Annotated in this window: 16 protein-coding genes and 1 tRNA gene; 6 read left to right on the top strand and 11 right to left on the bottom strand. The window is 60.8% G+C overall.

What is annotated here, in order from left to right:
* Nucleotides 1-4: 4 nt before the first annotated feature.
* Nucleotides 5-871 carry an NHL repeat-containing protein gene (locus tag HJ536_RS05525; RefSeq protein ID WP_177156963.1) on the top strand — a complete coding sequence of 289 codons (867 nt, stop codon included), beginning with the start codon at nucleotides 5-7 and terminating at the stop codon, nucleotides 869-871.
* A 33-nt stretch (nucleotides 872-904) separates the two neighbouring features.
* Here HJ536_RS05525 and mltG read toward each other — a convergent pair whose 3' ends face one another.
* From mltG to fabD, 5 genes are all read right to left on the bottom strand, one after another.
* Nucleotides 905-2,065: an endolytic transglycosylase MltG gene (gene mltG, locus HJ536_RS05520; protein ID WP_176854167.1), complete on the bottom strand. Its 1,161-nt coding sequence runs from the start codon at nucleotides 2,063-2,065 to the stop codon at nucleotides 905-907.
* The gene (fabF, locus tag HJ536_RS05515; protein ID WP_176854166.1) at nucleotides 2,065-3,324 is read right to left on the bottom strand and encodes a beta-ketoacyl-ACP synthase II; all 1,260 of its coding nucleotides are present in this window, start codon (nucleotides 3,322-3,324) and stop codon (nucleotides 2,065-2,067) included. The genes mltG and fabF overlap by 1 nt, the downstream gene beginning before the upstream one ends.
* 233 nt (nucleotides 3,325-3,557) lie before the next feature.
* On the bottom strand, nucleotides 3,558-3,791 hold the full coding sequence (locus HJ536_RS05510; RefSeq protein WP_176854165.1) for an acyl carrier protein: 234 nt from the start codon (nucleotides 3,789-3,791) through the stop codon (nucleotides 3,558-3,560).
* 218 nt (nucleotides 3,792-4,009) lie between these two features.
* Nucleotides 4,010-4,747: a 3-oxoacyl-ACP reductase FabG gene (fabG, locus tag HJ536_RS05505; protein WP_176854164.1), complete on the bottom strand. Its 738-nt coding sequence runs from the start codon at nucleotides 4,745-4,747 to the stop codon at nucleotides 4,010-4,012.
* A gap of 91 nt (nucleotides 4,748-4,838) precedes the next feature.
* Nucleotides 4,839-5,774 (bottom strand): ACP S-malonyltransferase, encoded by a 936-nt coding sequence (fabD, locus tag HJ536_RS05500; protein WP_177156962.1) that lies wholly within the window; start codon nucleotides 5,772-5,774, stop codon nucleotides 4,839-4,841.
* 164 nt (nucleotides 5,775-5,938) lie between these two features.
* Here fabD and HJ536_RS05495 point away from each other — a divergent pair, with 164 nt between their 5' ends.
* A complete protein-coding gene (locus tag HJ536_RS05495; protein ID WP_177156961.1) occupies nucleotides 5,939-7,132 on the top strand; it encodes a cytochrome b/b6 domain-containing protein in 1,194 nt (397 codons plus the stop codon).
* A 95-nt stretch (nucleotides 7,133-7,227) separates the two neighbouring features.
* Here the strand turns inward: HJ536_RS05495 and HJ536_RS05490 are convergent, their stop codons facing one another.
* Nucleotides 7,228-7,803: a YceI family protein gene (locus HJ536_RS05490; protein WP_176854161.1), complete on the bottom strand. Its 576-nt coding sequence runs from the start codon at nucleotides 7,801-7,803 to the stop codon at nucleotides 7,228-7,230.
* 144 nt (nucleotides 7,804-7,947) lie between these two features.
* Complete coding sequence (locus HJ536_RS05485; protein ID WP_176854160.1) at nucleotides 7,948-8,499, bottom strand: hypothetical protein; 552 nt, start codon at nucleotides 8,497-8,499, stop codon at nucleotides 7,948-7,950.
* Between the two features lie 280 nt (nucleotides 8,500-8,779).
* Between HJ536_RS05485 and rpsF the strand changes: the two genes are divergently transcribed.
* From rpsF to rplI, 3 genes are read left to right on the top strand one after another with little or no spacing between them, the layout of a single operon-like run.
* On the top strand, nucleotides 8,780-9,142 hold the full coding sequence (gene rpsF / locus HJ536_RS05480; RefSeq protein WP_176854159.1) for a 30S ribosomal protein S6: 363 nt from the start codon (nucleotides 8,780-8,782) through the stop codon (nucleotides 9,140-9,142).
* 25 nt (nucleotides 9,143-9,167) lie between these two features.
* On the top strand, nucleotides 9,168-9,395 hold the full coding sequence (gene rpsR, locus HJ536_RS05475) for a 30S ribosomal protein S18 (RefSeq protein ID WP_093361330.1): 228 nt from the start codon (nucleotides 9,168-9,170) through the stop codon (nucleotides 9,393-9,395).
* A gap of 12 nt (nucleotides 9,396-9,407) precedes the next feature.
* Entirely contained in the window at nucleotides 9,408-9,989 is a 582-nt protein-coding gene (gene rplI / locus HJ536_RS05470) for a 50S ribosomal protein L9 (RefSeq protein WP_177156960.1), read from the top strand.
* 54 nt (nucleotides 9,990-10,043) lie between these two features.
* Here rplI and HJ536_RS05465 read toward each other — a convergent pair whose 3' ends face one another.
* The 4 genes from HJ536_RS05465 to HJ536_RS05450 all read right to left on the bottom strand — a co-directional run bounded on the left by HJ536_RS05465 (nucleotide 10,044) and on the right by HJ536_RS05450 (nucleotide 13,742).
* Entirely contained in the window at nucleotides 10,044-10,598 is a 555-nt protein-coding gene (locus HJ536_RS05465; RefSeq protein WP_177156959.1) for a GNAT family N-acetyltransferase, read from the bottom strand.
* A gap of 129 nt (nucleotides 10,599-10,727) precedes the next feature.
* The gene (gene tig, locus HJ536_RS05460) at nucleotides 10,728-12,065 is read right to left on the bottom strand and encodes a trigger factor (RefSeq protein WP_176854156.1); all 1,338 of its coding nucleotides are present in this window, start codon (nucleotides 12,063-12,065) and stop codon (nucleotides 10,728-10,730) included.
* Between the two features lie 159 nt (nucleotides 12,066-12,224).
* Nucleotides 12,225-13,541, bottom strand: a complete 1,317-nt coding sequence (locus tag HJ536_RS05455; RefSeq protein WP_177156958.1) for a mechanosensitive ion channel family protein — start codon at nucleotides 13,539-13,541, stop codon at nucleotides 12,225-12,227.
* A gap of 116 nt (nucleotides 13,542-13,657) precedes the next feature.
* Nucleotides 13,658-13,742, bottom strand: a tRNA-Leu gene (locus HJ536_RS05450).
* Between the two features lie 145 nt (nucleotides 13,743-13,887).
* On the opposite strand from HJ536_RS05450, the gene HJ536_RS05445 reads away from it, so the two are divergent.
* Nucleotides 13,888-14,352, top strand: coding sequence for a Hint domain-containing protein (locus tag HJ536_RS05445; RefSeq protein WP_228028645.1), 465 nt, complete (start codon nucleotides 13,888-13,890; stop codon nucleotides 14,350-14,352).
* Nucleotides 14,353-14,361: the final 9 nt, after the last annotated feature.

Here is a 14,361-nt window from a genome sequence, read left to right as displayed (position 1 = left end):
TGAGATGTCCCTTAGCAACTGGCTCACCCTTGGCGCGGTTCTGGCTGGATCGGCCGCCGCCGCCAGCCCCGTCACCATCGAAGGCTTCGCCACCCCCGAAAGCGTCGCGCTGACCGACACCGCCGCCTATGTCTCGAACATCGGGGCACAGCTGGACCCGTTCAGCCATGACGGAGACGGCTTTATCAGCAAGCTCGGCCTTGATGGCACGGTCACCAAGCTGCACGCGATCGACGGCCTCGACTCGCCCAAAGGGCTGACCGTCCTGAACGGCACCCTCTATGTGGCGGATATCGACCGAATTCTCGGGTTCGACCTGACCACGATGGCGCAGGTCTTTAACGCCCAAGTCCCGGGCGATGCCCCCATGCTTCTGAATGCGATCGAACCGATGGGCGACACCTTGCTGGTGTCGGATACCCTGCGCAGCACGCTCTATAGCCTCGCCCCCGACACCGGCACCTATACCGAACTGGCCACCGGCATCGACGGCGCGAACGGCATCACGTGGAACGCCGAGCAGAACGCCGCCACCATCGCCGGAGTCGGCGCCGATTTCGGGGGCAGCACCATGTACCGCTGGTCCCCGACCGAGGGGCTGAGCCAGATCCCCGACGCGCCCTTCGGCTTTTTGGACGGGATTGTGACGCTGGATGACCAGACCGTGCTGGTGTCCGACTGGCACCAGTTCGATCCGGTGCCTGGCGACATCTATGCGGTGAACACCGCGAATGGCGACACGAAACAGCTCGACCTTGGCACCACCGTCCGCGCGCCTGCGGACTTTGCCTATGACGCCGCAAACGGCAAAATCTGGGTCCCGCAAATGCACGATGGCCGCGTGAGCATCATCGACTTACCCACTGAATAAAAACAAAAAAGCGCCCCGCGGGGCGCTTTTGACTTATTGGCTCTTGGCCCGTTCGGCCTCGATCTTGCGCCACTTGGCAACGTTGGCGTTATGCTCGGCCAAGGTCGCCGCAAAGGCATGGCCACCCGTCCCATCCGCCACAAAGAACATATAGTCCGTTTGCGCAGGGTTCACCGCAGCCATCAGGCTTTCCAGACCGGGGTTGGCGATCGGGGTCGGCGGCAGGCCGCGGATCACATAGGTGTTCCACGGGGTCTCGCGGCGCAGCTCGCTCTGACGCAGGCCACGGCCCAGAACGCCCTCGCCCTTGGTGATGCCATAGATCACGGTGGGGTCGGTCTGCAGCGGCACGCCCTGTTTCAGACGGTTGGTGAACACGCTCGACACCCAAGGACGTTCCTGCGCGATGCCGGTTTCCTTTTCGATGATCGAGGCCAGCACCACCATCTCTTCGGGGGTCGAGACCTGAATGTCATCCGCACGGTTCGCCCAAGCTTCGGCCACGCGGGACGCCTGCAAGGTTTCCATGCGGCCCAGAATGGCAGAACGATCCTCGCCCTTGGTCACTTCGTAGCTGTCGGGGGCCAGAGTGCCCTCTGCGGGAACTGCGGCAACCTCGCCTGCCAGAATGTCGACCTTTTTCAGCGAATCCACGATCTGCCAGCTGGTCACACCTTCGGCCAGCGCGATGCGGTAGCGGGTGTCGGACATTTCCTTGACGCGGGTGACCTCGGCGGGAACTTCGGCATCGGTGCCCGGATAGTATTCCGCCACTTCGCTGAACTTGCCGGTCGCTGGGTCCAGCTCGCGAACCTCGCCGACCAAGGCGTTCACGCCCACACGGTAGACCACTTCGGTGCCGCAGGTGCTGGCGCCTCCCTTGGTCACGATATCAACGATCTGCTCCATCGACGCATGGGGCGGCACCAGATAGGCACCCGCCTTCAGATCGGTGGTTTTGTCGCTGTAATCGACGCCCACGCGGAAAATCTGCGCGTTGGTGATCGCACCATCGGCAGCCAGACTTTCGGAAACGCGGCTAAAGTTGCTGCCGCGTTCCACACGAACACAGATTGCCTCGTCCAGCGGACCGGCTTCGGTGTACTGGCGCTGCCCCCAAAGGACGACGCCAGAAACCAGAAAGATCGCCACGATCAGAAAGGTGATCGCGTTCGAGGCAACGCTACGCCACATTACTTCACTTTCCCGAAGATCACGCTCGCGTTGGTCCCGCCAAAGCCAAAGCTGTTGGACAGAGCCACGTCGATCTTGCGCTCGACCTTCTTGTTGGGGGCCAGATCGACCTTGGACTCAACCGCGGGATTGTCGAGGTTGATGGTCGGCGGAGCAACCTGATCGCGGATCGCGAGGATCGAGAAGATCGCCTCAATCGCGCCAGCAGCGCCCAAGAGGTGGCCGGTCATCGACTTGGTCGAGGACATGGTGACATTGGCCGCGTGATCGCCAAGCAGACGCTCGACCGCACCCAGTTCGATCACGTCAGCCATGGTCGAGGTGCCGTGCGCGTTGATGTAGTCGATCGCGCTGGCGTCCAGACCGGCTTTGCCCAAGGCAGCGCGCATCGAACGCTCGCCGCCATCGCCATCCTCGCTCGGAGCGGTGATGTGATAGGCATCGCCCGACAGGCCATAGCCCAGAACTTCGGCATAGATTTTCGCGCCGCGCGCTTTGGCGTGCTCGTATTCTTCCAGAACCACGATGCCTGCGCCCTCGCCCATGACGAAACCGTCACGATCGGCGTCATAGGGGCGGCTTGCGGCCTTGGGATCGTCCGCGCGCTTGGTCGACAGCGCCTTGCAGGCGTTGAAACCGGCAATCCCGATTTCGGAAATCGCGCCCTCGGCGCCACCAGCGATCATCACGTCCGCATCGCCGTCCTTGATCAGACGGGCCGCATCGCCAATGGCGTGCGCGCCGGTCGAACAGGCGGTCACAACAGCGTGGTTCGGCCCTTTGAAGCCGAAACGGATCGACACCTGACCAGAGATCAGGTTGATCAGCGCGCCGGGGATAAAGAACGGCGACACACGGCGCGGGCCCTTTTCCTTGATCAGCACGGCGGTTTCCGCGATCGAGTTCAGACCACCGATGCCAGAGCCGATCATCACGCCAGTACGCTGACGGCTTTCTTCGTCCTCGGGCATCCAGCCCGAATCCTTGACCGCCTGAACCGCTGCGGTGATCCCGTACAGGATAAAGTCGTCGACTTTGCGCTGCTCTTTGGGCTCCATCCACTCATCGGGATTGAAGGTCCCGTTGGTGCCATCACCGTAGGGGATTTCGCAGGCATAGGTGGTGCCCAGTTTGCTGGCATCGAATTTGGTGATCGGACCAGCGCCCGACTCTCCTGCCAGAATACGCGACCAAGTTTCCTCGACCCCGCAAGCCAGCGGAGTTAACAGTCCCAGACCGGTGACGACGACGCGACGCATGCAGCTGCCCTTCCTCGTTAATGCTTTGCCGCTCAATAGCCCGCAATTCGCGTTGGGGGCAAGGGCTTGGCGCATCCGAGGGGGTTTTTGCGCCCTCCTCCGCCGCTCTGCGATGCGGCAATTGACGTTACGCAAGGCAGATCCGACAAGAAACCGCTTTTCCCAAGCGGACAAAGCAAAAGCGGCGCTCCAACCGGAACGCCGCTCTGCATGATTGGTAAATCAGTAATAAATTACTGGTTTGCCGAAATGAAGTTTACCGCGTCGCCGAACGACTGGATCTTCTCGGCTGCGTCGTCGGGGATCTCGATACCGAACTCTTCTTCGAACGCCATTACCAGCTCAACGGTGTCAAGGCTGTCTGCGCCCAGATCGTCGATGAACGAAGCACCTTCGACGACTTTGTCTTCGTCTACGCCGAGGTGCTCTACAACGATCTTCTTCACGCGTTCTGCGACATCGCTCATGTCAATTCCTCATCACTTCTTCTGGGCTCTTGGCCCGTTTACTGCCCGTGCCCCGAGGGCTGGACGTCTTGTTGCCCGAACGGGCGGCTCTTGACCCTACGGAAACCTCCGCAGGCCGAACAGCCGACGCGCCATTGGCACCCTCGGCTAAAATCTGCGCCGCCTATAGCACATCGCTCAGGCAACGCAAACGCTTTCAGCGGTCCCCTTGGGGAACCTTACAGCATTGCCATGCCGCCGTTCACGTGCAGGGTGGTTCCGGTCACATAACCGGCCTCTGCGCTGGCCAGATACAGGGCCGCAGCGGCGATTTCCTCGGGGTTGCCCATGCGGCCCGCGGGGATTTGCGTCAGAATGGCTTCTTTCTGCTTGTCGTTCAGCTTGTCGGTCATTGCGGTGGCAATGAAACCGGGCGCGATCGCGTTCACGGTGATGCCACGGTTCGCAACCTCATAGGCCAGCGATTTGGACATACCGACCAGACCGGCCTTGGCTGCGGCATAGTTGCCCTGACCGGGGTTGCCGGTCGAGCCAACGATCGAACCGACGTTGATGATACGGCCCCAACGCGCCTTCATCATCGGACGCAGAACGCCGCGGCACAGACGGAAGGTCGAGGTCAGGTTGATCTCCAGAACCTGCGCCCACTCTTCGTCCGACATGCGCATGAACAGGTTGTCACGGGTGATGCCCGCGTTGTTCACCAGAATATCGACGGAACCCATGGCCTCGACCGCCTGCTTGGGCAGCGCCTCGACAGCCTCTGCATCGCCAAGGTTACAGGGCAGCACATGCACGCGCTCCCCCAGCTCTGCCGCCAGCGCCTCAAGAGGCTCCACACGGGTGCCGCTCAGACCAACGGTCGCGCCTGCGGCGTGCAGGGTCTTGGCGATCTCGCCACCGATACCACCCGATGCACCGGTTACCAGCGCGTTCTTTCCGGTCAAATCAAACATACCTGTCATCCTTCTGTCGGAACCAATCTTCATCTTGGTCCAAATACCCTGCGGGGGTCCGGGGGCGCAAAGCCCCCGGTGCCTCGGGCAATCACTCGGCCGAAAGGGCCGCTTTTACATCCTCGGGGGTGCCAAAGGCACGGGTCGCCACAGCCTTGTCGATACGTTTCACCATACCGCTCAAGGCCTTACCGGCGCCGATTTCCCACACTTCGGTCACGCCATTGACCGCCATCCACTGCACGCTCTCGCGCCAGCGCACGCTGCCGGTCACCTGCTCGACCAGCAGGTCGCGGATCAGCGCCCCATCGGTCACGGCCTCGGCGCGGACGTTGGCCACCAGCGGAACCGCGGGGTCCTTGATCTCGACCGCGGCCAGTGCTTCGGCCATCTTGTCCGCCGCCGGCTGCATCAGAGCACAATGGAAAGGGGCGCTCACGGGCAGCAGCAGCGCGCGCTTGGCGCCCTTGGCTTTGGCGATCTCGCAGGCGCGTTCCACGGCGGCTTTCGCGCCGGAAATCACGACCTGGCTCGGATCGTTGTCGTTGGCCGCCTGACAAACCTGATCGCCTGCCGCCTCGGCCGCGACCGCCGCAGCGGTTTCAAAGTCCAGACCCAGCAGAGCCGCCATCGCGCCCTCGCCCACAGGAACCGCCGCCTGCATTGCCTGACCGCGCAGACGCAGCAGCCGCGCACAATCGGCAATGGTCAGCGAACCGGCAGCCGCCAGCGCAGAATACTCACCCAGCGAATGACCGGCCACAAAAGCCGCATCGGTCACCGACACGCCCTCGGCCTCCAGCGCACGCATCGCCGCCAGCGAGGTCGCCATCAGCGCAGGCTGTGCGTTCTGGGTCAGGGTCAGGGTCTCAATGTCGCCTTCCCAGATCAGTGCGGACAGGCTCTCGCCCAAAGCCTCGTCAACTTCGTCGAAAACGGCTTTTGCCGCCGGATAAGCCTCGGCCAATGCCTTACCCATCCCGATGGTCTGGGCCCCCTGTCCCGGAAACACGAAAGCGCGTGTCATGGAGTTCTCCGTTTTTACAATTTTGCAGATGGTCTAGACGGATCGGCCCCGCGCCACAAGCTATGGCACAAACTCTGTGCATCGGCGCGAATTGTGGCAAACTGCCTTTACGTTACTTTGACCCGTGAAAACCCTCCTCTTTTTTCCCGTAGCCGGAGCCATTGATGCCCCTTACCAATAACGCCACCCATTACGGCGGGATCGCCAAGACCCTGCACTGGCTGACCGCCCTATTGATCCTGACACTGATTCCCCTTGGGATTATTGCCACCGACGCGCCGTTCTCCTCCTCCGAAGAGCTGGCGCAGAAGGCGTGGCTGTTCTCGCTGCACAAAACCCTTGGGGTGACCGTCTTTTTCGTCGGTCTGATCCGTATTCTGTGGGCCCTGACCCAGCCCAAACCCGCGCTTCTGAACGTGGACAAGCCCGTTGAATCGCTGCTGGCCGAAACCGCGCACTGGCTGCTTTATGGCTCGCTGGTGCTGGTGCCCCTGACCGGCTGGATCCACCACGCCGCCGCCGAAGGCTATGCGCCCATCTGGTGGCCCTTTGGCCAGAACCTGCCCTTCGTGCCCAAATCGCCGGAGCTGTCGCACACCTTCTCGGCGCTGCACGGAATTCTGGAAAAGGTGCTGATGTTCACGATCATCGCCCACGTCCTTGGCGCGATCAAACACCACTTTATCGACCGTGACGCGACGCTTCTGCGGATGCTGCCCGGGTATCCCGCAACCGGCCCCTTGGACAAACCGCGCCACAGCTTTGCCCCCTTGGGCGTTGCGCTGGTAATTTGGGCGGCAGCATTAGGCGCTGGCGCGGGCCTTGGCCTGTTCAAAACCCCCGAAGGCGCGGCACCTGCCCCCGAACTGGCCGCAGTGGCCTCGGACTGGACCGTGACCGGCGGCGACATCAAGATCAGCATCAAACAGATGGGATCGACCGTCGAAGGCCATTTCGCTGATTGGACCGCCGCCATCACCTATGATGAGGCCGCCGAGAGCGAAGTCAAAGGCAACACCGAGGTCACGATCTCGATCCCGTCGCTGACCCTTGGGACCGTGTCGGATCAGGCCATGGGCCCCGACTATTTCGACGCCACCACTCACCCGACCGCCGTGTTCAAGGCCGATCTGGTGCAGACCGACGCGGGCAACCAAGCCGTCGGCACCCTGTCGATCAAAGGCTACGAGCAGCCGATCACCCTGCCGTTCGACCTGACCATCGAGGGCGACACCGCCACCGCGAATGGCACCGTCACGCTGGACCGCCGCAATTACCACGTTGGGGACGCGCAGTCCGACGAAGGCACCTTGGGCTTCTCGGTGGACGTGGCGATTAGCCTGACCGCAACCCGCTGACCCAACCGCCCCTTCGGGGGCCAACCACCACACACAGAAAAGCGGCCAGAGGAAGTCCTCTGGCCGCTTTATCTTTTCCCGATAGGTCTCAGAAATTATTCAGCTTTCATCGCTTCGATCGAGATGAAGACTTTGACTTCGTCGCTGACGTAGGGCGCGTACTGGCCCATGTCAAAGTCGCTGCGTACAACGGTGGTGGTTGCTTCGAAACCAACCCAAGGCTTGCCCGCCATCGGGTGGTCACCCATCTGGGTCATGGTCGCTTCCAGAGTGATCGGCTTGGTCACGCCGTTGATGGTCAGATCACCGGTGATGTTGCCGGTCTTTTCGCCGGTCACTTCGATTGCGGTCGATTTGAACGAAATCTCGGGGGCTGCTTCGGCATCAAAGAAGTCAGCGGTCAGGAAGTGCGCGGTACGCTCGTCCCAGCCGGTGTACAGGCTGGCGGTCGGGAACGACACGGTGACCGAGCTGTCAGCAGGCGCTTCGGCGTCGAACATGATCTCGCCTTCAAAGCCCGAGTACATGCCATAGGTGGTCGAGAAACCAAGGTGGTTGTAGTTGAACACGATCTGGCTGTGGCTCGAGTCCAGAGTGTACTTCTCGGGGGCAGCGTAAGCGGTGGTTGCGGCGGTGCCAGCGATAAGTGCGGCGATAATGGTCTTGTTCATGTCGAACTCCTGCGAAAGGGGTTGGCGTTACAAGACACTAAATTGTCCGAAGCGGGGCTCCGGACAATTCACGTTGGTTCAACATGTTCTGTTCGCAATCGAACAACTCGCGGGAAATTCGGCGCAATTCCGCGCAAATCATCCTTAGCGGCGGCCGAAAACCTCGGTCCGCAGGCGGCGCTCGATATGGGCGCGATCCTGCACGGGGTTCAGGCGGACGCGCAGCACTTCTTCTCCGGCGCGGTCAACGGCCACCAACTCACCGTTCTGGATGCGGATATCGGTCAGGGTCGAAAACCCGTGACAAGCCAACAGGCGCGTTGCCCCGCGGCGCGACCGCTCGATCATGCGGACTTCGCGGCGCTGCATGTCCAGCTGAACTTCGGGGCGGCCTTGGGCCTGCCCTGCCTGAATCAGCATCATGCCGCCATAGAACCCCATAGAAGAGGTCACCAGTTTGACCAAAAAGGTCTCGGCCCCCAAATAGGCCGACGGCAGGAACCACAGGCCAATGGCCATCGTGATCACCACGATCCCCGCCAATACTGCGCCCATGCGCACCATCGGCATCAATCTCTCACCCGCCGAGACGCAATGGACGATGTAGCCCCATATTGTCGGCTCGACGTGAACATCTCCTGGATCCCAGGTTTTGCTGGGGCCAGTCCCCAGCGGTTTATCATTCAGTGCTACCATGTTCCCTATCCCTTAGAAATCTGGTGCGTTAATAAAGACTTAATCCTCTGGGCAAGAATTGGGCACCGCCGGGGTATTTTCGGGCGGATCGCGCCCCATTGTTGCCCATTTGGTTACCATCCATAACAGGCGCGAAATCCGCCCCTGCCGGGTTGCTTTTCCACAGGATTGCTGTATAGGGACGCTTCCTTCGCAAAGAACTTGAACCGCGTGTCCTCTCGTGGGTGGGGCGAAGGAGTAACCCGCCCTATGAAGCTCGCTGATATAAATGGAGATAAACATGGCTCTGTACGAGCACGTATTTATCGCGCGTCAGGACCTTTCCGGCGCACAGGCCGAAGGTCTGATCGAACACTTCTCGACCGTCTTGACCGACAATGGTGGTGCGATCGTTGCCAGTGAATACTGGGGCGTCAAAACCATGGCGTACAAGATCAACAAAAACCGCAAGGGCCACTACGCCTTCCTGCGCACCAACGCCCCCTCGGCAGCGGTTCAGGAAATGGAACGCCTGATGCGTCTGCACGATGACGTTATGCGCGTCATGACCGTCAAGGTCGACGAGCACGACGAAGGTGCTTCGGTCCAGATGCAGAAGCGTGAAGAACGCGGCGAGCGCTCCGAGCGCCGTGAGCGTCGCTAAGCGGTTCAGGAAAGGGAAGTAAACCATGGCTACCAAACCGTTTTTCCGTCGTCGCAAAGTGTGCCCCTTCTCCGGCGAGAACGCACCCAAGATCGACTACAAGGACACCCGTCTGCTGCAGCGCTACATCTCTGAGCGTGGCAAGATCGTTCCTTCGCGCATCACCGCCGTCTCGGCAAAGAAGCAGCGTGAACTGGCTCGCGCCATCAAACGCGCCCGCTTCCTCGCCCTGCTGCCCTACGCTGTGAAATAAGGAGATACTACAATGCAAGTTATCCTTCTTGAGCGCGTAGCCAAGCTCGGCCAGATGGGCCAGGTCGTGGACGTAAAGCCCGGCTATGCCCGTAACTACCTGCTGCCCCAGAAAAAGGCTCTGACCGCGTCGAAAGCAAACATTGCTGCCTTCGAAGCACAGAAAGCCCAGCTGGAAGTTCGCAACCTCGAAACCAAAAAAGAAGCAGAAGCACTGGCAGAACAGCTGAACGGTCAGCAGTTCGTCGTGATTCGCGCAGCGTCGGACGCTGGCTCGCTCTACGGTTCGGTCACCACCCGTGACGCAGCCGAAGCAGCCACCGAAGCTGGTTTCACCGTTGACCGCAAGCAGGTTGTCCTGACCGCTCCGATCAAAGATCTGGGCCTGCACGACGTACTGGTTGTTCTGCACCCCGAAGTGACCGCCACCGTTCAGCTGAACGTTGCGCGTTCGCCCGAAGAAGCAGAAATCCAGGCATCGGGCAAATCGATCCAGGAACTGGCCGCAGAAGAAGAAGCCGCAGGCGACTTCGAAGTATCGCAGCTGTTCGACGATCTGGGCTCGGCCGCTTCGGACGAAGAAGATTCGGAATAAGGCACGCGCCTTATCCAATCCCGAACGCCGCGCAGCCCACCTGCGCGGCGTTTTTCATTTCAGGCTCCCTGCCAACACGCGCAGATCAGGCCAGCCATAGGCCACAGAGTGCAGAACCGCCCCATCGCGGTCTTCCTGCTTCTCGCCGCAAAGCTCCCCGCCCAAATGCGCATAAAACGCCCGCGCCGGCGCATTCTCCCGCAGCGCCCATAGCGCGCCTGCACCGATGCCCGCCGCCAGCAACCCGTCCGCACACCAGCCCATCAGCAAACGCCCCGCGCCCTGCCCCTGACAGGCCCTCCGGACATACATCGCGGTAATCTCTCCGCCATATCCCGCGGCCCTCAACGCCGCATTCCGCTGCGCACAATACCCCACAAAGCCGACAGCCAAGCTGTCCTGCTCCAGCACAGCGGTCGCCCCGAACGCCCCCTCCTCGAACGCCGCAAAAACACCGCGCCACATCTCGGCGCGCCCCATAACCGTCATCTGGTCAATCAGAAAATCCGGCACCATCCCGCGATAGGTCTCGCGCCAGCAAGCCACATGCACTCCGGCGATCCGATCCGCATCTGCGCCCGTCCCCGCGCGCACTGAAAATCCCCCCATAACCGCACCCCTGCTTCTTTTTTGCCAAAAATACTCAAATCCCGACCTAAGCCACTCGCATGACGCCCGCGCAAAAGAAAAGGCCGCCCCAAACGGGACGGCCCTGAAATCAGTCAGAAGATCCGCAGATTATGCGATTTCTTCTTCCAGTGCTTCGACAGCTGCTTTCAGCTCGTCTTTGCTGATCTCTTTTTCGGTGACTTCGGCCTGAGCCACGATGTGGTCAACAACCTTGTCTTCGAAGATCGGCGCGCGCAGCTGCTGCTGCATCTGCGGGTTCTTCTGGATGAATTCAAAGAACTGACGCTCCTGACCGGGGTACTGACGCGCCTGCATCATAACGGCCTGAGTCATTTCCTGATCGGTGACTTCGATCTCGGCTTGGTTGCCGATTTCTGCCAGCAGCAGGCCCAGACGCACGCGGCGCTCGGCCAGCTTGTTGTGCTCTTCGGTGGGCTCGATCGAACCGTGGTTGTGGTCGTGAACCTCGGGGTTCTCTTCGTGCCACAGCTGGTGTGCGATCTGCGCGGCTTCTGCTTCAACCAGGCTGGTGGGCAGTTCGAACGACACGATCGCGTCCAGAGCGTCCAGCAGCTTGCGCTTGGTCACCTGACGGGCGGTCGATGCGAAGTCTGCTTCCAGACGCTCGCGGATCTGGCCCTTCAGGGTTTCCAGATCTTCCGAGCCGTATTTCTTGGCCAGCTCGTCGTCGATCTCGGCAGCTTTGGGCGCCTTCACTTCTTTGATCTTGCACTCGAACACGGCTTCTTTGCCAGCCAGGTGCGCTGCGCCGTACTCTTCGGGGAAGGTCACGGTCACGTCTTTTTCTTCACCGGCTTTCGCGCCGATCAGCTGATCCTCGAAACCGGGGATGAAGCTGTTCGAGCCCAGAACCAGCGGGTAGTCTTCTGCTGCGCCGCCGTCAAAGGCTTCGCCGTCAACTTTGCCCAGGAAGTCGAATACGATCTGGTCGCCGTTTTCAGCCGCTGCGCCCTCTTCACGAGCTTCGAAGTCCTGTGCGTTCTTCGCCAGGCTTTCCAGAGTCTCGGTGATTTGCGCGTCGTCAGCTTTGACAACCAGCTTCTCGAGTTTCACAACCGACAGGTCGACTGCGGGGATCTCGGGCAGCTTTTCGTAGGTCATCTCGACGTTTACGTCGTCGCCTTCTTTCCAGTCCTCGTTGGTCATTTTGACCTGAGGCTGTGCGGCGGGACGGTCGCCCGACTGCTCGAAGTGGTCGCTCATCGCGGTGTCGATGGCTTCCTGCATCGCTTCGCCCAGAACGCGCTGGCCGTACTGCTTTTTCAGCAGCGCCATCGGCACTTTGCCCTTACGGAAGCCTTTGACTTCGATCTCGGGCTGCGCTTCGGCCAGCTTCTCGTTGACCTTGGCATCAAGTTCGGCTGCGGTGACGGTGATCGCATAACCGCGCTTCAGACCTTCGTTCAGCGTCTCAGTGACCTGCATTCGTTTCCCCATAGAAATTAAGGCAGGCCCATGCCCGCCGGAAAGGTTTCGGGCCTTCTAAGGCCCTGCGGCCATGCGTGCAAGGCGTATTTGCGAGCCAAGCGCGCGGACCCGCCCTTAAGTCGGGGGAAACAGACCTTTACGCAGGGGATTTCGCCCCTATTCGGCCTCTGGCACGGGGGCATTGCGGATGGTGATTTCCCGCTGCGGAAAGGGAATTTCGATGTCATTGGCGCGGTAAAGCTTCCAGATCTGCAACAGGATGTCGCTGCTGATATTGGCCACGCCTTCTTCGGGGTCCGCGATCCAGAAACGCAGCTCCAGATCGACACTGGATTCGCCAAAGCCCCGCACCAGACAGACCGGACGCGGATCGCGCAGCACACGGCGACAGGCCAGCGCGCCGTGCACCGTCAGATCCATCGCCTTTTCCACGTCACTGTTATAGCCGACCCCGATGACCAACGACCGCCGCACCCGCTTGTCCGAGAACGTCCAGTTCGTCACAGGGTTCGAGATCAGGATTTCATTGGGGATCAGCGTTTCCGTCCCCGACCGTGTCCGCACCGAGACGTATCGCGCGGCCAGCGCCTTGACCACGCCATAGGTCGGCCCGTCGCCGGTCTGGATTTCGATCACATCACCGGGTTTGATGGACCGGTCCGCCAGCATGGTGAACCCCGCCACCAAATTGGCCACCGTCCGCTGCATGCCCAGACCGACGCCCAAGCCCAAAGCCCCCGAAAACACCGCAAAGGCCGTCAGGTCGATCCCCACGATCTGCATCCCGACCAGCACCGCCACCACCATCAGTACGATGCCGAGCACCTTGGACAGCAGCACTTGGGCCGTGGGCGACAGAGACGTCGCCTTCTCCAAACGGTGCGCAATCAGCCCCGAGGAATGATAGGCCGCCCATAGCAGGATCGAACTGCTGATCAGCCCCTGAATAGCCGTCCAGAGCGAGATATTCACCTGCCCCGACGAGAATTTGATCCCGTCCAGCCACAGGATCGTCGGGTCCAGCAGCCCCACCGCATTCAGCGCCGCAAAGCCCCAGATCGTCCAACTGACCCAGTTCGCATAAGAGCTTGTGGGCAGCAGAGTCGTCAGGATGCGGATAATGACCCAAGCGTTAATCAGGTTGGCGAACAGCCGCACCATCGCCGTGGGCTCGTGAAAGAATGTCAGCAGCCCCAGCGACACCCACAACCCGATCACCCAGCCAATCGGCAGACTGATCGCCCCCGCGGTTGCCAGCGCGCGGCGCACCAACTTGCCCTCGGTGTTGTTGGCCAAGGTCCGGATCACCCGCCGCACCAGCCGATGCAACACAAGCGCCGCTGCCAAAGCGACAAAAATTGCCACAAATTGCAGCGGAGAAAACAGCAGCAGCCCGAAGGTCCATAAATAGTCGAGCAGCCCCGTGACCGCGTCCATCAAGGGCGTGACATACTTGGATTCCAGCTGCTCCATCCGGTCCCTCCTGTGCCGTTATCCATTTGTAACGGTTTCAGAGCGTACCAAGCAAAGAAAAGCGCACCCCGTGGGGGCGGTCTTTATCATATTGGTCTGTCAGGGAATTTTCCCGGTGGTGCGCGTGGAGGGACTTGAACCCCCACGCCTCGCGGCGCCAGAACCTAAATCTGGTGCGTCTACCAATTTCGCCACACGCGCATCCGGACCTGCTCTCTAGCAAAGGCGTTCGCCCATGGCGAGAGGCAAAATGAACTTTTTTCACCCTCGCCTTATTTTCGCCCCGTTTGGACGATTTCTTAATGTTTGTCGCGGACTGTCGTTCGTGGTGGGGTACGAGGGTGACATGTTCCAGACAACTGCTGACGCGCAAATCACAGACCAAATGGGCAAAGTGAACTGGGGAATTACCTCGGGAACTCAGGTGCTGACTGCAATGGGCGCCATCGCCGTCGAGGCGCTGAGCGAAGGCGCACGCATCATCACCCGCGACGCCGGAATGGTGGTTCTGCGCCGAATCGAGCGTGTCGAGATCGAGTGCGAGATCGTTCGCATCCGCGCTGGCAGTCTGGGCCACGACCGCCCCGAACATGACACTGATCTTCCCATCAACCAGAAAATCCTGATTCGTGACTGGCGCGCTCAGGCGCTGACCGGTCAGAAACATGCGCTGATGCGTGCGGGCCGTTTGTCGGACGGGGAATTCCTGCGCACTCTGCCCGCGCAGAAACGGGTGATCTATCGCCTGAAGTTCGATCAGGATCACATCATCTATGCCGACGGGCTGGAGCTGCTGTGCCCCGTCATGTGACAGGGCACC

Source organism: Donghicola mangrovi, assembly GCF_013377535.1.
GTDB lineage: Bacteria > Pseudomonadota > Alphaproteobacteria > Rhodobacterales > Rhodobacteraceae > Donghicola > Donghicola mangrovi.
The sequence above is the reverse complement of the archived record's forward strand: the minus strand, read 5'-3'. Positions and strand labels throughout refer to the sequence as shown.